At 43.2% G+C, this 24,862-nt stretch carries 24 protein-coding genes and 1 other annotated feature (1 of these 25 cut by a window edge); of the genes, 3 read left to right on the plus strand and 21 right to left on the minus strand.

Going from position 1 to position 24,862, the window contains the following annotated elements; genetic code table 11:
* Positions 1-213 (minus strand) — a binding site (T-box leader); it reaches 49 nt to the left of the window's first position.
* A 133-nt stretch (positions 214-346) separates the two neighbouring features.
* A complete protein-coding gene (locus MKZ09_RS20810; protein WP_076201747.1) occupies positions 347-811 on the plus strand; it encodes a DUF4362 domain-containing protein in 465 nt (154 codons plus the stop codon).
* Between the two features lie 61 nt (positions 812-872).
* Here MKZ09_RS20810 and htpG read toward each other — a convergent pair whose 3' ends face one another.
* Positions 873-2,753 carry a molecular chaperone HtpG gene (htpG, locus tag MKZ09_RS20815; protein ID WP_076106327.1) on the minus strand — a complete coding sequence of 627 codons (1,881 nt, stop codon included), beginning with the start codon at positions 2,751-2,753 and terminating at the stop codon, positions 873-875.
* Between the two features lie 253 nt (positions 2,754-3,006).
* On the opposite strand from htpG, the gene MKZ09_RS20820 reads away from it, so the two are divergent.
* Entirely contained in the window at positions 3,007-3,429 is a 423-nt protein-coding gene (locus tag MKZ09_RS20820; protein ID WP_051491575.1) for a VOC family protein, read from the plus strand.
* Here the strand turns inward: MKZ09_RS20820 and MKZ09_RS20825 are convergent.
* Complete coding sequence (locus MKZ09_RS20825) at positions 3,400-4,275, minus strand: LysR family transcriptional regulator (protein ID WP_076136445.1); 876 nt, start codon at positions 4,273-4,275, stop codon at positions 3,400-3,402. The genes MKZ09_RS20820 and MKZ09_RS20825 overlap by 30 nt on opposite strands.
* Before the next feature lie 121 nt (positions 4,276-4,396).
* Here MKZ09_RS20825 and dapA point away from each other — a divergent pair, with 121 nt between their 5' ends.
* Positions 4,397-5,293 carry a 4-hydroxy-tetrahydrodipicolinate synthase gene (dapA, locus tag MKZ09_RS20830; RefSeq protein ID WP_076201745.1) on the plus strand — a complete coding sequence of 299 codons (897 nt, stop codon included), beginning with the start codon at positions 4,397-4,399 and terminating at the stop codon, positions 5,291-5,293.
* Positions 5,294-5,442: 149 nt separating this feature from the next.
* Here the strand turns inward: dapA and MKZ09_RS20835 are convergent, their stop codons facing one another.
* From MKZ09_RS20835 to sleB, 19 genes are all read right to left on the minus strand, one after another.
* Complete coding sequence (locus MKZ09_RS20835) at positions 5,443-6,831, minus strand: DEAD/DEAH box helicase (protein WP_081394161.1); 1,389 nt, start codon at positions 6,829-6,831, stop codon at positions 5,443-5,445.
* Positions 6,832-7,723: 892 nt separating this feature from the next.
* Complete coding sequence (pduL, locus tag MKZ09_RS20840) at positions 7,724-8,296, minus strand: phosphate propanoyltransferase (RefSeq protein ID WP_036688383.1); 573 nt, start codon at positions 8,294-8,296, stop codon at positions 7,724-7,726.
* Positions 8,297-8,434: 138 nt separating this feature from the next.
* Positions 8,435-9,400 carry a dipeptidase gene (locus MKZ09_RS20845; RefSeq protein WP_076136442.1) on the minus strand — a complete coding sequence of 322 codons (966 nt, stop codon included), beginning with the start codon at positions 9,398-9,400 and terminating at the stop codon, positions 8,435-8,437.
* A gap of 122 nt (positions 9,401-9,522) precedes the next feature.
* Positions 9,523-9,783 (minus strand): stage V sporulation protein S, encoded by a 261-nt coding sequence (locus tag MKZ09_RS20850; RefSeq protein ID WP_019910496.1) that lies wholly within the window; start codon positions 9,781-9,783, stop codon positions 9,523-9,525.
* 199 nt (positions 9,784-9,982) lie between these two features.
* Positions 9,983-10,777 (minus strand): TIGR00282 family metallophosphoesterase, encoded by a 795-nt coding sequence (locus MKZ09_RS20855; RefSeq protein ID WP_076100408.1) that lies wholly within the window; start codon positions 10,775-10,777, stop codon positions 9,983-9,985.
* Between the two features lie 211 nt (positions 10,778-10,988).
* Positions 10,989-12,533, minus strand: coding sequence for a ribonuclease Y (gene rny / locus MKZ09_RS20860; RefSeq protein ID WP_370510565.1), 1,545 nt, complete (start codon positions 12,531-12,533; stop codon positions 10,989-10,991).
* Positions 12,534-12,849: 316 nt separating this feature from the next.
* Positions 12,850-13,575 carry a regulatory protein RecX gene (locus MKZ09_RS20865; protein ID WP_076201743.1) on the minus strand — a complete coding sequence of 242 codons (726 nt, stop codon included), beginning with the start codon at positions 13,573-13,575 and terminating at the stop codon, positions 12,850-12,852.
* Positions 13,576-13,685: 110 nt separating this feature from the next.
* Entirely contained in the window at positions 13,686-14,750 is a 1,065-nt protein-coding gene (gene recA, locus MKZ09_RS20870) for a recombinase RecA (RefSeq protein WP_076127879.1), read from the minus strand.
* 300 nt (positions 14,751-15,050) lie between these two features.
* On the minus strand, positions 15,051-16,337 hold the full coding sequence (locus MKZ09_RS20875; protein ID WP_036688393.1) for a competence/damage-inducible protein A: 1,287 nt from the start codon (positions 16,335-16,337) through the stop codon (positions 15,051-15,053).
* 108 nt (positions 16,338-16,445) lie between these two features.
* A complete protein-coding gene (gene pgsA, locus MKZ09_RS20880) occupies positions 16,446-17,033 on the minus strand; it encodes a CDP-diacylglycerol--glycerol-3-phosphate 3-phosphatidyltransferase (RefSeq protein WP_036688397.1) in 588 nt (195 codons plus the stop codon).
* A gap of 155 nt (positions 17,034-17,188) precedes the next feature.
* Complete coding sequence (locus MKZ09_RS20885) at positions 17,189-17,680, minus strand: YajQ family cyclic di-GMP-binding protein (RefSeq protein WP_036688400.1); 492 nt, start codon at positions 17,678-17,680, stop codon at positions 17,189-17,191.
* A 210-nt stretch (positions 17,681-17,890) separates the two neighbouring features.
* The gene (locus MKZ09_RS20890; protein WP_169744781.1) at positions 17,891-18,052 is read right to left on the minus strand and encodes a hypothetical protein; all 162 of its coding nucleotides are present in this window, start codon (positions 18,050-18,052) and stop codon (positions 17,891-17,893) included.
* 79 nt (positions 18,053-18,131) lie between these two features.
* Positions 18,132-19,061: a helix-turn-helix domain-containing protein gene (locus MKZ09_RS20895; RefSeq protein WP_076201741.1), complete on the minus strand. Its 930-nt coding sequence runs from the start codon at positions 19,059-19,061 to the stop codon at positions 18,132-18,134.
* A gap of 94 nt (positions 19,062-19,155) precedes the next feature.
* On the minus strand, positions 19,156-19,923 hold the full coding sequence (locus MKZ09_RS20900; protein ID WP_036688406.1) for a DUF3388 domain-containing protein: 768 nt from the start codon (positions 19,921-19,923) through the stop codon (positions 19,156-19,158).
* A gap of 177 nt (positions 19,924-20,100) precedes the next feature.
* Positions 20,101-20,364, minus strand: a complete 264-nt coding sequence (locus tag MKZ09_RS20905) for a DUF3243 domain-containing protein (protein ID WP_036688409.1) — start codon at positions 20,362-20,364, stop codon at positions 20,101-20,103.
* Between the two features lie 137 nt (positions 20,365-20,501).
* Positions 20,502-21,269, minus strand: a complete 768-nt coding sequence (ymfI, locus tag MKZ09_RS20910; RefSeq protein ID WP_036688412.1) for an elongation factor P 5-aminopentanone reductase — start codon at positions 21,267-21,269, stop codon at positions 20,502-20,504.
* Positions 21,270-22,550 (minus strand): EF-P 5-aminopentanol modification-associated protein YfmH, encoded by a 1,281-nt coding sequence (gene yfmH, locus MKZ09_RS20915; protein ID WP_076136435.1) that lies wholly within the window; start codon positions 22,548-22,550, stop codon positions 21,270-21,272.
* 2 nt (positions 22,551-22,552) lie between these two features.
* Positions 22,553-23,791 (minus strand): EF-P 5-aminopentanol modification-associated protein YfmF, encoded by a 1,239-nt coding sequence (gene yfmF, locus MKZ09_RS20920; protein WP_232061535.1) that lies wholly within the window; start codon positions 23,789-23,791, stop codon positions 22,553-22,555.
* Between the two features lie 176 nt (positions 23,792-23,967).
* Positions 23,968-24,834, minus strand: coding sequence for a spore cortex-lytic enzyme (gene sleB / locus MKZ09_RS20925; protein WP_036688421.1), 867 nt, complete (start codon positions 24,832-24,834; stop codon positions 23,968-23,970).
* Between the last annotated feature and the right edge of the window lie 28 nt (positions 24,835-24,862).

Below are 24,862 nucleotides of genomic sequence, written 5' to 3' on the forward strand. Positions count from 1 at the left end.
CCTCATGACATTTACCTCTTCAGGTACGACGTTAATTAACGTTTATACCCTAGCACTGTAACGGATGCAGGTTCCGGCGCAGCCTACAACCCATAAGGTTTCGATGCGCAGCTCTGAGACCATATTCCCAAGGGTTTTCTTTACTCCTTTTCAGCGACCGGAGCTCTCTGTTGAAAGAATTGCCGTGGTACTCTTTCTCTTCTTTGCTTTTACATATTCAAGTTACAGAAAATAATACTCAATTTGTAGTTTATTGTCAATATGAAACATCAAGCTCACTGTAACTTTTCCAGTTAATCTCCGTCTTTTATATAAATACGTTACAACGTTACAAGGAGGTCCTTCAGTGAAAAAAGTAAATTTACTTATACTCTCTGTTCTTTTACTAGCAGGAGTATGGGGTTGTTCCGATAATAAAGTTAATTCTGTTCCCAAAAGTGAACCCTATACTTCCAAAGAAGCCATCAGTAGAGGGGATATTGTTTCTATTGAAAAAGTGTACAACCTAGATAAATTCGAGCAATTTATAACGAATCTCTCCAGCAAAAAAGCAGACAATATACGCGTTACAAGTTACACAGATGAAGGCGATCCCATATTTAAGGATTTGAAATTTGACGGTAACGTGATTAATTATAGCTATGATACCTCTAATGATGCATTCGGTGGAAGCAACACAGGAGTCAGAACCGATACCTGCTCCGAAGTGACGAGTAAAAAAAGCACACACGGTGAAATCATCTATTCGATTAGCAGTTGCACAAAAAATGACTCTGAAATTGATTACTACCTTTTTCGCACAACAAAATGAAATGCTGAAATAAAAAAGACCACCCAATCATAATACAATTGGATGGTCTCTGTACTTCATATTATTTCATGATTTTGCAAATATCATTGGTGAATTGAACAGGATCACTAACCTGTAGACCTTCGATCAACAGGGCTTGGTTGTACAGCAGGTTCGTATATAAACCGAGCTTTTCTTTGTCGTTCTCTGCTGCCGCCTTCAAGGACTGGAACACTTCGTGATGGATGTTGATTTCGAGTACCTTATCCGCTTGCACCTCTTGGCCATTCGGCATCGATTTCAGGATTTTCTCCATCTCGATGGTCAGTTCACCTTCGGCAGAAAGACATACCGGATGAGTCTTTAAACGTTTGGAAGCTTTAACATTTTTCACTTTGCCGGACAGGATGTCCTTCATCGCTTCAAAAAGCTCCTTGTTTTCGTTCTCTTCCGCTTCCGTTGGCTTGTCCGCTTCGTCGGCTTCGATCCCCAGATCTCCGCTGGATACGGATTTAAATTCTTTTTCCTTATAAGACTGAATCATCTTGATCGCAAATTCATCAATATCATCAGTGAAGTAGAGAATTTCATACCCTTTATCCGATACAAGCTCGGTTTGCGGGAGCTTCTCGATTCTGTCGATCGACTCTCCGGAAGCATAGTAGATATACTTCTGATCTTCTGGCATTCTTGAGACGTATTCGTCCAGCGTAACCAGCTTCTTCTCCTTAGAGGAGTAGAACATCAGCAAATCTTGAAGGGTGTCTTTGTGCATCCCATAATCGTTATAAACACCAAACTTAAGCTGTCTGCCAAAAGCATTATAGAACTGCTCATATTTCTCTCTTTCATCCTTCAGCAGGCTTTGCAGTTGGCTTTTTACCTTGTTCTTAATGTTCTTAGCGATCAGAGTCAGCTGACGGTCATGCTGGAGCATCTCTCTGGAAATGTTCAAGGAAAGATCCTCTGAGTCCACCATACCTTTTACAAAACTGAAGTAATCAGGCAGCAGATCCGCACATTTGTTCATGATCAGCACACCGTTGGAATAGAGCTCAAGTCCTTTTTCATATTCCTTTGTGTAATAGTCAAACGGCGTATTTTCTGGGATGAACAGGATTGCATTGTACACTACAGCACCATCAGCACTGATATGAATATGTTTAAGCGGCTTATCGAAGCCGTAACGTTTCTCTGCATAGAAGTTATCGTAATCTTCTGTAGTAAGCTCGCTTTTGTTCTTGCGCCAGATTGGCACCATGCTGTTTACGGTTTGTTCTTGAACAACTTCTTCGAACTCGTTCTCCGTGCCTTCTTTTGGCTTTTGCTCCTTCACGTCCATTTTGATTGGGAAACGGATGAAGTCGGAGTATTTTTTAATGATGGATTTCAGGCGATATTCTTCCAAATATTCATCATATTGATCTTCTTCCGTATTCTCTTTAATCTTCAAAATCACATCAGTGCCGACAGAATCCTTCTCGACAGTCTCGATGGTATAGCCGTCAGCGCCCTTAGACTCCCATTTAAAGGCCTCGTCACTGCCTAATGCTTTACTGATCACTATAACGTCATCAGCCACCATGAACGCAGCGTAGAAGCCCACCCCGAACTGCCCGATGATGTTGTGGCCATCTTTAGCTTCGTTCTCTTTCTTAAAAGCAAGAGATCCACTCTTCGCGATTGTACCTAAGTTATTCTCTAACTCCTCTTGTGTCATCCCGATACCTGTATCGGAAATCGTCAAGGTTCTGTTCGCCTTATCGGCGGTCACTTTAATATAATAATCCTCTTTATTGAAGACCAGGCCTTCATCAGCTAATGCTTTGTAATAGATCTTATCAATCGCATCACTTGCATTGGAAATCAGCTCACGCAGGAATATTTCCCGTTGTGTATAAATGGAGTTAATCATCATTTCCAGCAATCTTTTCGATTCGGCTTTAAACTCTTTTTTGGCCATGAATAAATAAATCTCCTTTCAAAATAACCTTATTATTCATCATTCCGTGATTAGCACTCTTCTTAGATGAGTGCTAATTCTTCTTTTTATATAACATAAACTGATTTTCAATGTCAAATTTTTTGGCTACTTTCATATGAAAATAAAACCATTTACAATTCCCTTGCAATCCTATTGATTGTATGATTTAAATAGATTAGATACATAATTTCCAAATAAAGGTTTATCCATTTCGGATTTGGGAGGTCTTTAAATGAATGAACAAGCGATGTCCGCTTTAAATTCCACAATAAAAAGCCCCGTAAAGAACTTAATTGGCAGTGTATTCATTCCCGTACATGATATTGAAAAATCCCGTCGCTGGTATTGCCAAGTCCTGGGGCTTCCAGAGACAGATTGTAAGATCATGAACGGTCATTTATGCCCGCTGCCTATGCAGGGAAACACTGGAATCATCCTGGATACGATGCCGTTGTGGGGCGGCTTAGAACCTGAAGGAACACCGCCCATTACAACACCAGCTTTTTTGTTACTGACCGATGATTTGCAAGCCTCTTTCAATTATGTGAAGGCTCTCGGTGTAGAGCTAGTAACTGAAATTCAAGATGAGCATTGGTTTGTTGTGAAAGATCCTGATGGGAATAAATTAATGATTTGCAAGCAACATTTGGATTAAAAATTGCAGCGGTTGTGATTTCCACTTCTTAGGGTGCATCAGAAGCTGCAGATCAAAGTGAATTTCGGGATGAATAAAGGACAGCTCCGCCAAGCTTCCTCGTTCAATTTCTTCCTCTGCCACGATTTTTGGTAACAAAGCAATTCCAAGACCATTCATTACACAACGTTTGATGGCCTCCAGATTCGAAAGCTCAAAACCTATGCGGAAGATGATCCCGTGCTCTTTTAACAAATTCTCGAACAGACTGCGGTAAATACAGCTTTCCTCCGAGACTATTAGTTCACAGTTATTCAGATCGTGTAGGGTTACCGTATCCATCTGGGCAAGCGGATGATGAATGGGGGCTATCAATACAAGTGGCTCATCTCTGACGATCGTACGCTCAAGGATGGAATCCGCAGTGGTGCGATCCAACATTAAGCCTAGATCTACTTCGCCATCTTTTATTTTGGCAAGAAGATTAGCTTCCTGCATCGTTTGCAGATGAATATCCAGCTTCGGAAATTTAGTCCTTAGCTGCTGCAGGTAAGGAGGTAAATAAAAGGCCGCTAAAGAATCTATCGTCCCAATAGTTATCGTTCCTCCGATTTGCTGGGCGATGGTTTCTTTTGAACGATCATACAAATCCAAAATCTCCACGAACAGCTTCAATAACTCTTCTCCTGGAGGGGTAAGCCGCAGCTGACGGCCATGCCTTTCTATTAAAGGTACTCCATATTCCTTCTCTATCTTCTGTATCTGCATCGTCACACTTGATTGTGCATATCCCAATTCTTCAGCAGCTCGCGTAAAGCTCTGACGTTTAGCCACCTCGCGGAAGGTTCGTAAATAGGTTAAATCCATTACCTCACCCTAACATCAATATTTTTGATGATCCATATCATTTATTATAGCTAACGACGATGCTACTTTCCATGGTAAAGTGTATGTAGAGGAATTAAAATATTTTGGAGGCCGATAATTTATGCTTACAGAACAACAGATTTATGGAGTTTATGTCCCCGTGGTCACCCCGTTCAATGCTGCTGGTGAAGTTGATTTGGATTCGTATCAGCGTTATGTAAAGAACATTATTAACAACAGCATACAAGGTCTGGTCGTTAATGGAACCACCGGAGAATCGCCCACTGTAACCGTAAATGAAATGCAGCTTCTAGTAAACACTTCCCGTGAGCTTCTGCAATCCACATCAATCCCTTTAGTAGTTGGTACAGGTACCAATGATACAGCCTCTACGGTTGCACGCACGGAAATTGCTGCAAACCTTGGTGCTGATTGTGCACTAGTAGTCGTACCTTATTATAGTCGTCCTTCACAAGAGGGTATCATTGCCCATTTCCGCAAAGCTGCAGAAGTAGGCATACCTATCATGGCTTATGATATTCCAAGTCGTACAGGTACCGCCATGACGGTAGATACTGCACGTACAATCCTAGAAATGAATAATGTTGTCGGTTTAAAAGACTGCTCAGGCAGTACAAAAATGGTTACGGAGTTAGTACGTACAGGTGCTAAACCTGTGCTTGGCGGCGATGATTCCCTCTTTTATGAAATGCTTAGCTGCGGAGCAGCTGGGGGTATGCTCGCTACTGCCAACGTTTATCCGGCAGAATGCCTTCGTATCTTTGAAGCCTTTACATCTGGTCAAGTGGACTTCGCTAAAGAAAGCTTTGAACAACTACTGCCGATCATCCGCCTATTGTTCAAGGAATCGAATCCCGCTCCAATCAAATGGATGCTTAGCCAAAACGGCCTACTGTCCTCGGATACGCTTCGCCTCCCTATGACTTCCATCAGCACAGGACTTCAGCAAGAACTGAGCCCCTATGTTCAGGACAATACAATTGAAGCAACCGCATAAATGAAATAACAACAGCCGTTGTACAGTGAGGAACTGTTTAGCGGCTGTTTTTTGTTGTAAATCATCAGGACTTAAAACATAAAAAACCATCAGATTTACTCTGACGGTTTTTTTATTTTGCTATAGAAACGATACGGATTCAAACTAACTTATCTGCTGCTCGTTTTTTGTCTTCCTTTTGTGAACCACTCGGACTTTGGCTTCAATGGAGGGTTAGACTTAGGTTTTGCTTTTGCTGGTTTGGATACCGCTGATTTTGTTGCTGCCGGTTTTGTTGCCGCAGGTTTAGCAGTTGCTGGTTTGGAATTCGACGGTCTCGAAGACGATGGTCTCGAAGCTGCTGCTTTCGAACCTGATGGTTTCGCCGAACGATCTGTCTTCATTTGCGTTTTACGAGACATCGGATAAGGATGATCCTTAACTTCCGGAATCGATTTTCCAATCAATTTTTCAATATCTTTCAGGAAAGGAAGCTCTTCAGCTTCGCAAAAAGAAATTGCCGTTCCACTCAATCCCGCTCTGCCTGTACGACCGATCCGGTGCACATAGGTTTCCGGAATGTTCGGTAAGTTGAAGTTGATTACGTGAGACAGCTCATCAATATCAATTCCGCGGGCAGCTATATCCGTAGCTACGAGAACACGTGTCGCACCACTTTTAAAATTCCGCAAGGCGTTTTGGCGATCATTTTGTGATTTATTGCCGTGTATAGCTTGAGCAGCAATGTTCACTTTAGCCAGATCTCGGGTAACACGGTCTGCACCACGTTTGGTACGAGTAAACACCAAAGCTGAAACGATGGATTTATCCTGTAATAGCAGATTCAACTGGTTTTGCTTATTTCCGTTCTCTAATAAATAGATCGATTGATTGATTCTATCCGCAGTAGATGACACGGGTGTGATTTCTACCTTGACTGGATTCACAAGCAATGTTTTGATCAATTTAGAAATTTCAGTTGGCATCGTTGCCGAGAAAAACAAAGTCTGCTTCTTCGTAGGCATTTTGGCAATGATTCGTTTCACATCATGAATAAAGCCCATATCCAGCATCCGGTCAGCTTCATCCAGAACTAAAATTTGTACATATTGCAGATCTACACGTTTCTGATTGATCAGGTCGATAAGTCTACCAGGGGTAGCAATAAGAATATCGGCACCTTGATTCAGTGCGCGCTCTTGCACTTTCTGTGACACACCGCCAACAATGGCAGCAGAGCGGATATCTGTATATTGGCTATACGCTTTTATGTTATCAGCAATTTGAATCGCTAGTTCTCTTGTCGGTGTTAAAATCAACGAGCGAATGCGTCGCACATTATTGGATTTGTTTGGGTTGGATTGTTCGCTTAGCAATTGAATAATTGGCACGGAAAATGCAGCTGTTTTTCCTGTTCCCGTTTGCGCGCATCCAAGTAAATCTCTACCCGCTAATACAGCTGGAATCGACTGCTCCTGTATTGGTGTAGGTGATGTATAGTTTTCTTTGCTTAAAGCCTTCAAAATTGCAGGCACAATATTCAGTTCATTAAATGTCATTGGGTCTCCTTAATTTCTAATACATATATTCTTAACAATAAATCCTTTTATCACGTCATAAACCATAATCATAACACAATAAGTTACATAATAATAGATTTTCTTTATCATCACACCAATTTTCATTAATAATCCATTTCAGGATACAATCCGTTCTACTCTTACAGAAATATTTTGCTAATCGTAAAATACTCCTCCTCAATTTATCCCTGCGGCGTATCTTTTGTTGATCCTGATGTTGATCATGTTGATCCTGTTGATCATGTTGATCCTTTTGTTGATCCTTTTGATCATGTTGATCCTGCTGACCTATCGGACTCAGACACCCTTATTTTGAAGATTCATTGATTTTGGCGATGCTATCGGACTCAGATGCAGTTATTCACACTTTTGAAGCCCAAATCAGTACAAATATAAAGCAATAAGAGCTATGCCGTCCGATACCTTGACAAAATAGATCAAAATGCTGAAATAGCTGCGATACAGTCCGATACGTACAAGCGGTCGGGTAAACCACGCAATCCTTACAGCACGCAGATCAGCCACACAATCCTTACAGCACGCAGTTCAGCCACACAATCCTTACAGCACGCAGTTCAGCCACACAATCCTTACAGCACACAGATCAAACATGCAATCTTTACAGCACGCCAATCAATCACGCAATCCTTACAGCACGCAGTTCAGCCACACAATCCTTACAGCACACAGATCAAACATGCAATCTTCACAGCACGCCAATCAAACACGCAATCCTTACAGCACACAGATCAGACATGCAATCTTTACAGCACACAGATCAGACACGCAATCCTTACAGCATGCGGATCTGCCACACAAAAAAAGCGGAGGATTTCTCCCCCGCTTCTTATCTTTGCTATAACTATGATGACTATTCTACGATTTCAGCAGTATCGCCGTTGTTGGCACCTGCAGCGTTAGCTTCGTCAGTGTCAATATGCATATCCAGTTTAAAGCTGTCTGATACGCGTGCAATTACGTTCTCCAATACGAGACCACGGTCGCCTCCGAGACGAACTTTAAGCAATTGCTTATCAGCAATGCCCCAAGCTTCAGCTTCAGAAGTATGGAAGTGAATGTGACGAGCGGCGATGATAACGCCTTGTTCCAATTCTACTTCGCCAGCAGGTCCTTTAAGCGTAATGCCAGGTGTTCCATCAATATTTCCAGATTCGCGAACTGGAGCTTTCACGCCAAGTGCGAAGGAATCAGTACGGGAAATTTCTAATTGGGAAGCCGGACGAGCAGGTCCCAAAATTCTTACTTTGTCAAATTTACCTTTGCTGCCGATAACTGCTACTTGCTCATTTGCTGCAAACTGTCCTGGTTGAGAGAGGGGTTTGAACTCCGTTAATTGATATCCTGGGCCAAACAAAGCCTCCACATGCTCTTGCGTAAGGTGAATATGTCTAGCCGACACACCTACGGGTACAGTCTTACTCATAGTAAAGTCACTCCTTGTATTTTCTCTAGTATCTGTACAAGCCATTAACCATTATACATCTTCTTAACCAAAAATAAAAAGCCCCACATCATAACGAGGGCCTTTTTTTCGATAATTCATACTTTTAGAACAGGATTGTCATGATTTGGACACCTGAGAAGGTAAGTTTGTGCGCAGGTAGGAGACCGCATTCTCATATAACCAACCTTTTACGGAAGCTTCTGGATAGTAACGAAGCAGGTGCTCCGCGAGCTCAGGGTACTTTCCCGGATGCTCCATGTTCTCTACCCAAGTGTCAATGCCGTCAAAATCCGAACCAAACATCATATGTTTCTCGCCACCTAGACTACATACATGATCAATATGCTTTAACAAATCATTCATACGAGCTTTTCCATCATCACATACAAACCACGGATAAAAGGTCAGGCCCATTCTTCCGTCCATTGCAATCAAAGCTTTAATCTGTTCATCATTTAAATTTCTAACATGCCCACAGATTGCTGCAGCGTTCGAATGGGAAGCTATAAACGGACGTGTGCTTAAGTCGGCTAGCTCCCAAAAACCTGCTTGAGACAAATGTGACACATCAAGCAGCATTCCACTGTCGTTGCACCATTCAATCAGCTTGTGCCCTTTTTCCGTAAATCCGCCGTTGCGCTGCTCCAGAACACCGTCCGCTGCCCAATTGGCATAATTCCAAGTGATCCCCAAAAACCGCACGCCAAGCTCATAGCAGAGCTGTGCATAAAACAAGTTCCCTTCTAGACCGTCTACACCCTCCAGAGAGAGCATTCCCCACGGGGATGCTCCAGCTGTTCGTTTTCCTACCTCCTCCTTCCAACGCAGCCACTGAAGGCTCTCTGAGCCTATTATTTTTTGCCGGAACAAATCAATTTGTCCTAAAACATTCTCAAAGCTAGGTCTACCTCTACTTGCCGAAAGGTATATTGCAAAAATCTGCAATTCCACACCGCCCGCTACCAACCGCTCTCCGGTAACATCCAACCGAGGATCGTTCATAAAATTCATATCCGGTGACGCTTGCATTTTACTCAGCACATCACAATGAAAATCCGCAACCTGTAGCTTATCGGTTCTCATCCCAAGCCCTCGCTTTCATGCAGCCCTATTCCAGATTCTATGCTTAAAAACACCAGACTATATATCAAAAGCAAAAAAACCTGTTTACATAAGTAAACAGGTTCATCCGTTCTATGCTTCTATTATCTGGGTTCTACAATCAATTTAATCGCGGTTCGATCCTCTCCATCAATCACAATGTCTGTAAATGCCGGAATGCAGATCAAATCTACTCCGCTTGGTGCAACAAATCCCCGGGCAATGGCAACTGCTTTGACTGCTTGATTCAGTGCTCCAGCTCCAATAGCTTGTAATTCGGCCGATCCACGTTCACGAAGAACACCTGCTAAAGCGCCGGCGACGGAATTTGGATTGGATTTAGCTGATACTTTTAATACATCCATAGTAAGTACCTCCCCTGGGAAAATAATGGTGTTCTTCCACTACTTTAGATGTTATTCGCGAGAGAAGAAATAATTCCTTCTTTTTGCGGACTACTCTGGAGAAAATGGTACAATAGATACTCTTTTTCGATATAATAAATATCACACTTTACCCTTATTCGGCGAAATTACCCGGAAAATCGCTTATCTTATCCTACTACTAGCTCATTACCCATTCATCTTCACGTAGCCGTATTTTCTCCAGACGGGTAGCCGCGCCAGTATTCTCGTCTAATTCTGCAAATAAACCGTGAAGCTGCCATTTGCCTTCATCAACAACAAATCGTGCTGGAAGCTGTGTAGTGAACTTATAAAGTACTGCATCTCTTTCCATACCCAGAATCCCTTCGCTTGAACCAACCATGCCCGCATCGGTCAAGTAAGCCGTTCCACCCGGCAAAATCACATCATCATTCGTCTGAACGTGAGTATGGGTCCCTACTACAATTGACGCGCGACCATCCATGAAATAGCCCATGGCGATTTTCTCAGAGGTAACCTCTGCATGGAAATCAACGAGAATGCATTTATGATCTCTACGCAGTTCTTCCACAATTTCTTCACCCACACGGAAAGGACAATCAATCGCAGGCAAAAATGTACGGCCTTGCAGGTTAACTATAGCTAGCTCTTTGCCGTTACCTTTAACAACTGTATATCCTCTTCCCGGTGTTCCTGGAGGAAAGTTAGCAGGACGGATAATCCGAGCCTCATCGTCGATAAACTCGAAGATATCCTTGTTGTCCCATGTGTGATTACCCATGGTGATTCCGTGAACGCCCCAGTTAAAAAATTCATTTGCGATCGCTTTAGTAATACCTCTACCGGCAGCAGAATTTTCACCGTTAACTATGATTATATGTGGTTGATATTTGCTTTTTAATGAGGGCAACATCTCCCGAAGTGCCTTCCTGCCCACACTACCTACGATATCTCCAATGAATAGTACTTTAATGTTTCTCTCCTCCTAATCTTAACCTCTCCATCTAGCGGATAAGTCTTCATATTTAAAAGAAAAAAGGCCCCGCTTAGGGGCCAATTTTCATCAAATATAAGAAAGTATAAGTTATATCTTATCCTTTAACCTTATATTCCTAGCAGAAACATGTACCAGGAAACGATCATAAATATCGTTATTTCCAAAGCGTATGTTATCTACTTATTGCCTATTTAGCGTATTCAACAGCCCGTGTCTCACGAATAACGGTAACCTTGATATGTCCTGGATAATCCAGTTCACTTTCAATCATCTTCGTAATATCGCGAGCAAGACGGAATGCCTCTGCATCGTCAATCTTCTCTGGCTGTACCATCACGCGCACCTCACGGCCCGCTTGAATAGCAAATGATTTCTCAACGCCTTCGAACGACTCTGAGATTTCTTCCAGTTTCTCTAGACGTTTAATATACGTTTCCAGTGTTTCACGGCGAGCACCAGGTCTAGCTGCCGACAATGCGTCAGCGGCACCAACCAACATAGCAATAACCGAAGTAGCTTCGCAGTCTCCATGATGAGATGCGATACTGTTGATAACAACCGGATGTTCTTTATATTTCTTCGCTAGTTCAACGCCAATCTCAACATGCGAACCTTCCACTTCATGATCCAGCGCTTTGCCGATATCATGGAGTAATCCTGCACGTTTTGCAAGCACGATGTCTTCCCCAAGCTCACCGGCCATCAGTCCTGTTAAATAAGCAACCTCCATGGAGTGCTTCAATACATTTTGACCATAGCTTGTACGGAATTTCAGACGCCCCAGAATCTTGATCAAATCTGGATGCAAACCGTGAACGCCCACTTCGAAAGTAGCTTGCTCACCATATTCCCGAATCCGTTCGTCCACTTCTTTGCGGGATTTCTCCACCATCTCTTCAATACGAGCGGGGTGAATACGTCCATCAGCCACCAATTTCTCAAGTGCCGTACGGGCCACTTCACGGCGGATTGGATCAAATCCCGACAAAATAACTGCTTCCGGCGTATCATCAATAATGAGGTCGATACCTGTAAGAGTTTCCAAAGCACGAATATTACGGCCTTCACGACCGATAATCCGACCTTTCATCTCTTCATTCGGCAACGTAACAACTGAAACCGTTGTTTCCGCTACGTGATCAGCTGCACAGCGTTGGATAGCGAGTGTAATGATTTCACGGGATTTCTTATCCGCTTCTTCTTTCGCCTGCTGTTCAATTTCTTTGATCATTTGTGCCGTTTCATGGCGAACTTCTTGCTCAACATTGCTAAGAATGATACTTCTTGCATCTTCGATGCTTAAATTGGAGATACGTTCCAATTCAGTGACTTGGTTTTTGTAAATAACATCAATTTGCTGTTGGGTTTCATCAATTCGTTTCTCTTTGTTAGCTACTTGTTCTTCTTTTCTTTCAAGCGATTCCATTTTTTTATCCAGAGATTCTTCCTTTTGCAGCAAACGTCTCTCTTGCCGTTGGATTTCATTCCGACGTTCACGAGTTTCTTTCTCAGCTTCAGTACGGATTCTATGGACTTCGTCCTTAGCTTCCAATACTGTTTCTTTCTTCAGCGCCTCAGCGTCCTTCTTCGCATTCTCAACGATGACAACGGCTTCTCTTTCTGCGCTTTGGATTTTAGCTTCTGCAAGGGATTTACGAATAAAATAACCGAACCCAAAGAATATTGCAGCTACAACGAGAACGATAATGACCCAGATCCATGATTCCAGCATCTGTTCACCTCCTCGTTGGTTCCTCTCCAAGGTATATCCCTGGGAATTGTGCAGTTGTTTAACTATCCGTTCATCACCATACAAAAAACCGGTAAACAACCGATTGCCATACTGCACATGCTGCACATGCACACTGCCCGCCTTATCCGGCGATTACATTTCATATGAGTTGTACGTGAACCGTTTAAAACAGGCTCCTTTTTGGGAAGGAAAAAGGATTCTAATTTTATGCCGATTCATGTTATATTTTATTATTTATAAAAAGACATTGTCAAGAGAGTCGATATACGCATTAATGTCAAGAGAATCAGTGATTCTAGTAAAACTCCTCATCTTCACCTTCATAATTGTCTTCCGCAAGTAAAGTATTGATCACTTGGCGAACCATATCGCCCGAGAATCCACGGCGCATAAGGAAGGCTCCAGTCTTTCTTCGTTTATCAGAAGCGTCTCCACGGATGAGATTCCATTTCTTGCGCCCAGTTTCGAGTGCACTCTCCAGCTCTTGTTCAGGAGTAATATTCTCCAAAGCTTCCGCTATAAGGGTTTTGTCAATCCCTTTCTCACGTAGCTCTTGTCGAATCCACATCTTCCCTTTCCGCTGGTTCGCTATTCGTTGCTCGGCCCATTGCTTAGCATATAAAGGGTCATCAAGAAGTCTTTCCTCCTGCAGCCGCTGCACCACTTCCGCAATAATAGTCTCTCCTATTTCTTTCTGGCGTAAACGGCGAGTCATTTCCATAGCGGTGCGTGGTTTACGTTCTAGATAACGGAGGCCTTCTACATAAGCTCGCTGACGCTCATCAGCTACAACAATTCCCTCCAAATCAGCCTTCATAAAAGAATTACCAGTAATCATTCGATATTTAATCATGACGTCTTCGTGCACAGTCATGTTATATGCTCCGAAATGTATGATATAACGGTGGTCAGATTTCTTTTGACGTTCTACTTTAGTGATCTCTAAGAGTTCTCCTTCAGGAAAATCAGATAACACCTGCTCATCTTGTTCTTCTGCTTCAAAATCCAGTTGTATTACCATAGTTGTTTGTCACCTCATAGCAATAGATCAGTTATCGTCTTACTTTCATTAATTGTTAAGAAAAGACACCCTGCAACAATCAATCACAGGGCGTCCTATTGCTTAATATACTATTCGATTTCGAGAAGCAATTTCTCTTCTTCTTCTTGCTCTGCAATAATATCCTCATTCTTCGGCGCAGCAACAATAGTGGATAAATTACTTGCTTCACGGATCTTATTCTCAATAATAAGGGCTATATCCTGATGTTCCTTCAAAAACTGTTTAGCATTCTCACGACCTTGACCGAGACGCTCGCCTTCGTAGGAATACCATGCACCACTTTTATTCACGATATCCATTTCAGTACCGATATCTACAAGACTTCCCTCTTTGGAAATCCCTTCACCGTACATGATATCAACATCAGCCTGTTTAAATGGAGGAGCTACTTTATTCTTCACAATCTTGATCTTAGTACGGTTACCAACCACATCGTTCCCCATCTTGATGCTCTCTACGCGACGTACATCTAAACGTACAGAAGAGTAGAATTTCAATGCACGACCACCCGGAGTTGTCTCAGGGTTACCGAACATAACACCGATCTTCTCACGAAGCTGGTTGATAAAGATAGCAATCGTATTGGATTTGCTAATGGCACCAGAAAGCTTACGAAGTGCTTGAGACATCAAGCGAGCCTGCAATCCGACGTGGGAATCACCCATATCGCCTTCAATTTCAGCTTTAGGTACCAAAGCAGCAACGGAGTCAACGACAATAATATCAACGGCTCCACTACGAACGAGTGCTTCGGCGATTTCCAGCGCTTGTTCACCCGTGTCTGGCTGAGAAAGCAGCAACTCATCGATATTTACGCCCAAGTTACGTGCATATTTCGGATCAAGCGCATGCTCGGCATCGATAAATGCAGCTTGTCCGCCTTGTCTTTGCACTTCTGCAATAGCATGAAGAGCAACTGTTGTTTTACCTGAAGATTCCGGTCCATATACTTCAATAATACGTCCCTTTGGAAGTCCGCCTATACCTAACGCAATATCAAGTGCCAAAGATCCGCTAGGTACAACTTCCACTTGCATATGCGTGGATTCTCCCAGTTTCATTACCGAACCTTTACCAAATTGTTTTTCTATTTGACGAAGCGCCATATCAAGCGCTGCACGACGATCTGACAATCAGACCACTTCCTTCACTGTTTATAGTAATATAATAACGTGTTTTTAAGGTCTTGCCAAGCTTTTTTTCGAACATACATTCGTTTTTTTTGTCTTGGGCGTTATTTATCCCTTTTATTGTAAGCCTCCCTCCGGAGATAGAAGTTAATTAAATTCCCCACTTCACCGGACATCAACGACTTATGATCATGAGTAGCCATCGTGATCAAAATCTCTGCAAATATACAAAAAACCGCAGCAAAGAAATCTCAGTGCCACGGTTCTTCCGTATGTGTATATTATAACTGGGCTAATCTCCCATTACAAGTCTGAACCCTCAAGAGGTGTCTCCACCTTGCGTTCCTCAAGTCTCCGCCAGAGGCGATACAGCAGAGCCTTAACAGTACGCAACCGGATATTTTCCCGTGTACCTTTAAGATTAAGCTCATAGACCTCTGTCTTACGTCCCCGTTCAGCCAAGCCGATAAATACAAGTCCAACAGGCTTGCGTTCAGAATAACCCGGTCCGGCTACACCTGTAACAGATAAGCCAAAATCGCTGTCTGCAATCATTCTCACTTGGTCAGCCAACACCTCGGCAACCTCACGACTTACGGCTCCAGGAGCATTGGGTCCCTCCAAATAAGCACTTGGCACATTCAGTAGCTTTTTCTTTAGGTCATTCGAATAGCAGACGATTCCGCCGGCAAACATCGAAGCACTGCCTGGAATATTTGTTATGCTCTCCATCAGCAAACCTCCGGTGCAGCTCTCTGCCGCACTTAAGGTCAGGCCGGCATCCGCCATCCAATCCACAATCAATTGCTCCAGCGGTACATCAATGTTCGCATACAAATGTTCCGGCAAAATCTCCTTGATTTGTTGTTCCAGTATCTCCAGCTTCTTTGTAGCTTCATGCTCAGAAGGGGCCTTTGTCGAAATACGAACAGTTACCTCTCCCTCTTTGGCATACGGGGCAATCGTTGGATCAGTCTGACTGCGAATCAGTTCAATGAGCTTGTCCTCCAGCAACGATTCTCCAATGCCGGCAAATTTGAGCATTTTTGAATAAAGCGGTGTTTCGTTCGTCAAAGCGTGCTGCTGTAGCCACGGTACTGCTTTATCAACGAACATCGGTTTCATCTCACGAGGTGGACCTGGAAGCACAATATAATATTTCTTCTCATGCTCAAAAGCAATCCCAACCGCAAGACCGATTTCATTCGGCAACGGTGTAGTTCCTTCAATAATAAGTGCCTGTTTGCGGTTATTTTCGGTCATAACGATCTTACGATCATCAAAGAAACGTTGTACATGATCCATCGCCAAACGATCAATATGGAGCGTTCTACCTAGCGATGCAGCCAGTGCGTCTTTAGTCAGATCATCCTCAGTGGGGCCAATTCCGCCCGTAAAGATAATAACGTCGGCCCGACTCTGAGCGATCTCGATGGCTTGCTGCAGGCGGCTGCTGTTATCACCGACAACGGTTTGAAAGTATACATCGATCCCGATGGCAGCTAGCTCTATAGACAAAAACTGGGCATTACTATTCACGATTTGACCGAGCAAAAGCTCTGTCCCTACTGCAATAATCTCCGCTTTCATACCTGGCTTTCGCCTCCTCGTTATAATGTAGGTACACTGCTTTTGGATTTCAAAAAAGGTAATAGGTGCTTCACCTATTACCTTTCCTTGTATATCCAGCTTACATGCTTACGCATTATGCAGCTGTAGCAGATCCTTATTCTTCACAAAATAATCAATTCCAGAATAAATAGTGATCAGCGCTGCGGCCCAAATAGCAATATCGTCTACAGGAATACTGACAAATTGAAATGGGAAATTATTCAACAACAGCAGTGAGATCGCAACAATTTGTACAACCGTCTTTATCTTGCCCCATTTGCTGGCGGCAACCACTTTTCCCTCTAGCAATGCAATCTGGCGAAGTCCGGTGACTGCAAACTCACGACTGATGATTACAATAGCAATCCATGAATCGCATCTGCCTAGCTCCACAAGTGAAATCAGTACTGCAGATACCAGCAGTTTGTCCGCAAGTGGATCAAGGAGTTTACCGAGATTGGTGACCATATTATATTTCCTAGCAATGTAGCCGTCTATTCCATCTGTGCTGGCCGCAAGCAAAAAGATTACAGCTGCTACCAAATGATTAACAGATAGCTGAAACGAGCCCCAATGTATCGGTTCTGGATAAAAACTGAAATCCACCAGTAAAAAAAACATCATAATCGGGATCAGGCAAATACGAGCTAGCGTGATGCGGTTGGGCAAATTCACTGAAGTTTTCCTCCCCTAAATCGTTCATACAAATTGCCTAAATCAGGCTAATCCATTTCTACTTAAGCAAGTATATTATAGCAATAAATAGGTGTCAAAAAAACAGAAAGCACCCCGCGTTGTTAGTGCTAATAAGCACTGCGGGGCACAAAATTCTATTTCATGTTCATGAATTGTAAATCCAGTGGTAAATCAGCTTTACGCAAGATCTGAATAATCTGCTGCAAATCGTCGCGGCTCTTACCAGTCACACGAATTTGATCCCCTTGGATCTGGCTCTTTACCTTTAATTTTGAATCACGGATCAGAATATTAATCTTTTTCGCATTCTCCTGATCAATGCCTTGCTTAAGCCCTAAACGTTGACGTACAGATCCCAGGGAAGCCGGTTCTACTTTACCGAAATCCAGATTCTTTAGGGTAATGCCTCTTTTCACCATCTTTGATTGTAAAATATCAATAACAGCATTTAGCTTATATTCGTCTTCAGAGGCGATAATAAGTGCGTCTTTCTCCATCTTCAGACTGCTTTTGCTGTTCTTAAAATCAAAGCGGTTGTCGATCTCTTTCTCTGTTTGGTGAATAGCATTCGTTAACTCCTGCATATCCATTTTGGATACAATATCAAATGAACATTCTGAACTCATTAAACTCCACGTCCTTTATACAATTAGTCTGCTACTATTATAAGAGAATGGTACTATTAAGTCTAATTTTGGATAAATCATTATGTAGCTCACCCGACATAGAAAACAGCCCCACTAAGTGGAGCTTTTCCTTCGAGTGAGTTTGGTTCAAAGGGTAGAAACACGTCTCCACCGGAAGTAAATCGTTGGAGACATTCATTTCTACAGCTTCTATCTGCTTCGGACCGGATTACGAAACATATCCAGAATTCCTAGCACAATATGTGCAATACCGAATCCGAGAATTCCGTATCCCCAAGCACCTGGTGTCAAATAGTATCCGATAAGACTGACAACAACCCCAAGGCCAGCTACAATCCAGCTAACTGTCATAAGATGTACACCTCACTTTGGCTAAAACTGAAAACAGTCTTATGTTCTCCCTAAAGCCAAAGTCTATACATCCTATTTGTTATTCGCCTGTCCCTTCACTTTGAGTACCTTCACTTCCAGAACCGTCAAGATTAAGCAGGAGACGTGAGGACGTCTTCTCATCCGTGATTACTTGACCATTTACGGTAATCTCAGTTGCTGGGGAATACCCAGACTTAATATACATACCTTCACTGCCCAGAACGAAGCTCATAGTTTCTCCTGCTGCAGTATTTCCGAAGGAGAGTTTTTCACCTTTAGAGTTCTCGCCTTTATAAACTTCAAGCCAGCTTACTCCAGATGCAACAATCTCAACCTTAACTTCGCTTCCGGCAGGAGCTGTAACCTTAAATTTCGTTGTTTTGCCTGACTTCCCATCTGGTGTAACCGTGATAGATTGAGGAGACGGCGTTGGTGTCGGTGTTGGCGTAGGCTCCGTAGTTGGCTCAGTAGTTGCTTCTGCACCTGCCGAGGAAGTAGGTGCTACAACACCGCCTCCTGATGCGGGTGGAGAAGTTTGTGCTGTATTAGGATCCTGCACATTATTTGTGATATTTGTTTGATCAACTTGATCAGGGTCTGCTTTGTTTAAACTAGAAGCATAAATGTAAATCACTACAATAATCAATATAGGGAATGTCCACATCAGCACTGTTGGCAGCCATTTTGCATTCCGTTCGGTTTCGGGTCTACGGCTGCGCTTTTGAATCACCGTCTCCATGGTCGTGTCTGCAGGTGGTGCAGGTACGTTCCCATGCTCCTCAAGCAGTTCGTCAGGACTCATGCCTACTGCTTCTGCATACGTTTTGATAAACGCCCTCACATAAAAACTTCCTGGAAGCACCTTGTAGTCTCCAGACTCGATGGCTTCCAAATACTTTTTGCGAATTTTTGTTACTTCCTGGACATCGTCAAGACTCATCCCTTTTTGCAGACGTGCCTCTTTCAATTGCCGGCCCAGTTCCGACATACCATCACCTCCTGTAAGTTCTATGAATGTAAACTTCCTTAACCAGCTTTATAAAAAAAACATGCTCGGAAGTGTATTCTTCATCGTTTGTGTTCTATAAATCATCACTGTAGCTCGTCGTAAATGACTCGTACAAGATTTCTTCAGTTGGATTATTCCGCAGCTCAATAATAATATCAAAGTCATCATAACTATACTCAGATTCGCGTACGAAAATATCTGGATGCTCAATAACCTTTGTGCTTGGCATGCTCATAACATTTTGCAATAAATTATAATGCTTCTCATTAGAGCGGATCGTACTGACTATACCATCAATAATAAATACATTATGTGGGTTCATCTCATCTTCAGCCAATTGACTGCGCACCGTCTGCCGCAATAGTGTGGACGAGACAAATGTCCAGCGTTTCATAGCACAGACACTGCCAGCTATAATGGATTCCGTCTTTCCTACACGGGGCATACCACGAAGTCCTATAACCTGATTCCCATCTTTTTTAAACAGCTCACCGAGAAAATCAACCAATAGACCTAGCTCATCGCGGGTGAAACGAAACGTCTTCCGATCATCTGAATCCCGTTCAATATATCGCCCATGGCGCACAGCCAGCTTGTCCACGAGCCTTGGAGACCGCAGAGCTGAAACTGTAATATTATCAACTTTTTTGAGCATTTCACCCATCAGCATAATTTTCTCATCATCATTGGTCTCCAGCAACATTCCGCGAGTTTTTCCTTCGACTCCATTAATCGTCAGAATGTTAACTTCCAGCATCCCTAACATTGAAGCGATATCACCAAGCAGACCGGGTCTGTTCTTGTGAATCTTGTATTCCATATACCACTGTTTATATTCCACTTGTACACCTCATAGATTCCTTTTCCCTACCCTTTGCCAATACAGCAAAAAAAGCTGCCCCGGCAAAGCGGTCTTTTACACGGGTCATGTTAATGATATATAAAATAAAAATGAAAGGCAAGGTCAGTCCTGTAATAATTGCAGAAAAGCTCCCACAGGGGGAGCTTTTCCGCAAGCTTAGGCGTTGTCTTTCGCCAACTTGACCATGAGTTTAGCAATCGTTTGCTTCTCTTCATCGTTGCCGACATCCCATAGCTCTTTGATCGCACGGTTTTGAGTGTTTGCTGGATCCACTTTTTCATCAAGGAATTCCCCGATTTCAAAAGCCAGCTTTGAGATTGTGTCTTGACTCATCCCAAGTTTCTCCGCCTGTACAACCCGTTTACCTAGGAATTTCTTCCAGGTGTCAAAATTTTTGATTACGCTATCGTCTTGTGTCATCTTAAATCCTCCTTCATGTTTACGGTCAAACACCTGCATACAGGCTGTAAGCCGCCTTACGAGAGATTAAAAAACAACACTTATAATATGTCTCAGAAGATAGATTCTTATGCTGGAGCTTTTCTCCAAGTTAAGCATTACGTAATCCAGCCACCGTTAGGGCTAATGATCTGTCCAGTAATATACCCGGATTCTGGCAGGGCCAAAAAGTAAATCAGTGAGGAGATTTCATTAGGAGTAGCCAAACGTCCCGCCGGAATCTCATCCTCCAGCATCCGGACCTCATCCTCCTGGAGGTTAGACAACATATTCGTATTAACCGCTCCTGGAGCTACCGCGTTTACAGTTACGCCAGAAGGTGCTAATTCTTTGGCTAACGCCTTGGTAAAAGCATTTACTCCACCCTTACTGGCTGAATAAGCGACCTCGCAAGAGGCTCCCGATATTCCCCACACGGAGGAAACGTTGATGATTCGGCCATAACGCTGGGATACCATGTACGGCATAAAAATCTGGCTGCACATAAAGGTACCTTTCAAGTTAATGGCCATAATATCGTCCCATTCCTCTTCACTCACATCAGCCAGCATCCCATAATGAGATTTACCGGCATTGTTAACAAGAATATCCGGCTGCATTCCATTACTTTCAAGCTTCTCCGCCATTCGTACAATCTGACTGCGATCCTTCATATCCGCATTTACAGTCATTACCTTTGCTCCAAGGGCCATACAACGCCGAGCGACATCATTAGCAGCTTCATGTGAGTGCTTGTAGTGAATAACAATATTCATGCCTACAGAGGCAAACCGTTCTGCAATGGCACCACCGATTCCCCCGCTGCCCCCTGTCACCAGAACTGTCATTTCTCCTAATGGTTTGTTGCTCTCTCCCAAAAGCGCCATTTAAGGACTCACCACTAGTGAAACAGCGAGCTGCTCCCAATTTACATGGGCATGTAAACGCTCATTCACTTCAGCTAAAGTAATCGATTCGTAAATAGGCAGAACTTCAAACAGATCACCACCGCGGAATTGGTAACGTGTAAATTCATGTGCGATACTTTCAGGGGAGTTCAGCATGCGCAAATATCCGCCTATTTTCTTTTTCCGTGCCCGCTCGAAATCCTTCTCAGCAAAGCCAGACTTTAAGATCTGATCCACTTCTTCTTTTATTCGTTTTAGAAGCAAATCAGGGTCCTTGGTATCTCCACCCATAGCTGAAAAAGCATATTGTTCTGAACTATTAAATTCATGGCCAAAGCTGTCTGAGATCAGTTCTTCATCATAGAGCTTTTGGTACAACGCTGTGCTGCTGCCAACCAGCAAATCAAGCATAAGCTTGGTGGCCAAATCACGCTTAAGCGCAGCTTCACCTGTAAGACCATCAACTTTTTCCTTAAACCCAAACATAATCTTAGGCATCGAAACAGCCAGTTTGCTTTCTAAGCGCTTCGTAGCGACTTGTTCCGGCTCCTCTTCAAAAATACGCTTAATCTCACCTTGTTTACCATAAGATTTCCCCTGCTGATTGCTGCGAATCAAGGAGAATACCTTCTCCGGATCCACACCACCCACTACGAACAACAGCATATTGCTGGGATGATAAAAAGAATTGTAACAAGTGTACAGTGTTTCTTTCGTAATCGTACTAATCGACTCTATAGTTCCGGCAATATCAATCCGAACCGGATGTTTCGAATACATCGCCTCAATAAGGCCAAAGTATACGCGCCAGTCTGGATTATCTGCATACATATTGATTTCTTGACCAATGATCCCTTTTTCCTTTTCTACATTCTCATCCGTAAAATATGGTCGTTGCACAAAATCAACGAGTGTACTAAGGTTAGTCTCTATGTTCTCTGTTGCCGAGAAAAGATAAACCGTCTGATCGAAACTTGTAAAAGCGTTAGCTGAAGCTCCATTTGAGGCAAAAGTGGCAAAAATATCGCCTTCAGGCTCTTCAAACATTTTGTGCTCCAAAAAGTGAGCTATACCATCAGGAACAGTGGTCTCTTCTCCACCTGCGACATGAAAATGGTTATCTACAGAACCGTATTTAGTTGCAAATGTGGCGTAAGTTTTTTGAAATGTTGGTTTTGGCAATACATAAACCTGAAGCCCGTTATCCATCACCTCATGATAAAGGGTCTCTTGAAGTCTGTCGTATTGAATTTGTTCCATCTCTATTCCTCCTTCCCTGTCAAGAAATAAATCGTATCCAGCTGAAAGGTCTCCGCTGCAGCTTTTACTTCCCCTGCACCGATTTGTTCCACCTCTTCTAGCAGCTGATCCGCTGTCCGTTCTTTTCCTGACAACTGGCGGTTGAAGTCGTAAGAGATCATCTCAAAAGCAGAATCCGGAATTTCGGAAAGCTGATTACGGATCATGGCTTTCGTCTGGCTTAACTCCAAATCTGTGATATTGCCAGCTTTCATCTCTTCCAATTGTTTTTCTATAATTTCTACAGCTTTGTTGTAATTTTGCGTTTCTATGCCTGATTGTATCGTTCCAATCCCCTTGTGACCGTCATAGCGTGAAGAGGCATAGTATGCAAGACTGGCCTTCTCCCGTACATTGACGAAAAGTTTAGAGTGTGGATACCCTCCTAATATTCCGTTGTACATAAGTGCGGACGCATATGTATCGTCCTTATACGTAATCGATGTGCGCAGACCCATGTTCAACTTGCCCTGACTGACATCCAGCTTCTCCTCTACCGTCCGCACCTCACTGACGGATACCGGGACAAACTTGGAGCTATATAAGCCCACCTCCGACTGAATGCGTCCGAAGTGATGCTGCACAAGCTTTTCAACTTCCTCAGTAGTCGTATCTCCCACAACATAGAGATCCAAAATAGCTCCATCCAACCATGAGTTATAAGATTCGTACAAACTTTTTGGGGTAATCCGATCCAAATCCGCTCTTTGACCCAGTGGATGAAGACGATAAGGCTCATTACGGCACATTTCTTCGATACAGCGTTCCGCAGCATAACGAATCTTATCATTTACGATAGATTCCAGCTTCTTGCGCACTGTTTCTCGCTCTGTTGCAACATAGGAAGGACGGAAGCTTCCATCCTCCACCAACGGACGGGTCAGGACTTCTCCTAGGAAAGCAAAGGATTGTTCAAGCAAGCTCTCCTGACTCTGCACGAAGGAGTCATTAATGGTGTCCATGCGAAACTGAACAATCTGATAATCGCCTCTTTTATAAATATCAAAACCAAATCCAGCGCCATACAGCTCCTCCAAACGCTCGCGGAATTGAGTAGTCTCTGGATAAGAAGCGGTACCTCTGCGGAGCACAAATGGAGCAAGTGCTGTAGGGGTGACCGTATCCTCATTAAGTGGGACACCGGCATAAAGTGAGATGGCGTAGGTCTTGAACGCCTTGGTAGGCATCACGTGAATACGCATACCTGCCACGTTGCCATGCTGAAATACATTATTAGTCAAGTCCAAAACTCCTTTACCGCGTGGATAGTTGCTCATTAACATGTTTATGAATTAATAACCATTCTAAACCATTCCAAAGTAAGGAAGCAACCGGATGCCTCTTCCCGGTTGCTCTCTGGATTTACTTCTTTACTTATCTACATACAGAAAATATGCTGGCCAATAGTCTTGACCTGTGGACGAGTCCAAATCCATTTGGAGGTCGCCGTTTTAGGGTTGAAATAATACAAACACCCACCCGAAGGATCCCAGCCATTCAGCGCTTGCTGTACTGCTTTTCGTGCCTGCTCATTTGGCTCCAAATAAATCTGCCCGTCAGCTACAGCTGTAAAAGCTCCAGGCTGAAAAATAACGCCAGACGGTGTATTTGGAAAGCTCGGAGATTTTACCCGGTTCAAGATTACTGCAGCAACAGCAACTTGACCTTCGAAAGGTTCACCTCTCGACTCACCATAGACGGCATTAGCCATAATTTTGAGATCATTTTCTGATAATCCCATCGTATTCCCTGAAGACAGGGACGCTGAATCCGAATTATTAGTTGTATTAGTTTTGTTACCGGTGTTGTTGTTTGCTGTATTATTTCCGGTTGCTGAAGCCGATTCTGTCGGCTTCCAATTCTTAGTTGCGTTATACAATTTCAGCTTAGTCTTAGCGCCTACGATGCCATCAGACTTCATTCCAAACTTCCATTGAAACCACGTTACTGAATTTTTCGTTTTCGGACCAAACTGACTGTCTATTTTCCCTTCATAAAAGCCCAGATGTTTTAAACGTCCTTGCAACTCATAAACATCCTGACCAGAAGAACCGAGTTTAATCGGAGTCGTGCTGAAGGCAGGCAAGGCCTCTTCTTCAGGATGATTTAGTTCATGGACAAATGACGCAGCAGCACTTTGCTTGGTCTGTACTATGCCATTACCCTGGAGCAGCATTCCTGCAAACGGCGCGGCAGCAAGTGCAAGGGTTAAAGAAGCAAAGATCCACAACTTATGTTTCTTCATAGGGGTTCGCTCTACCTTTCTTTTGTGA

Origin of the sequence: Paenibacillus sp. FSL R5-0908, from assembly GCF_038006245.1 — a bacterium.
Lineage (GTDB): Bacteria > Bacillota > Bacilli > Paenibacillales > Paenibacillaceae > Paenibacillus_AQ > Paenibacillus_AQ odorifer.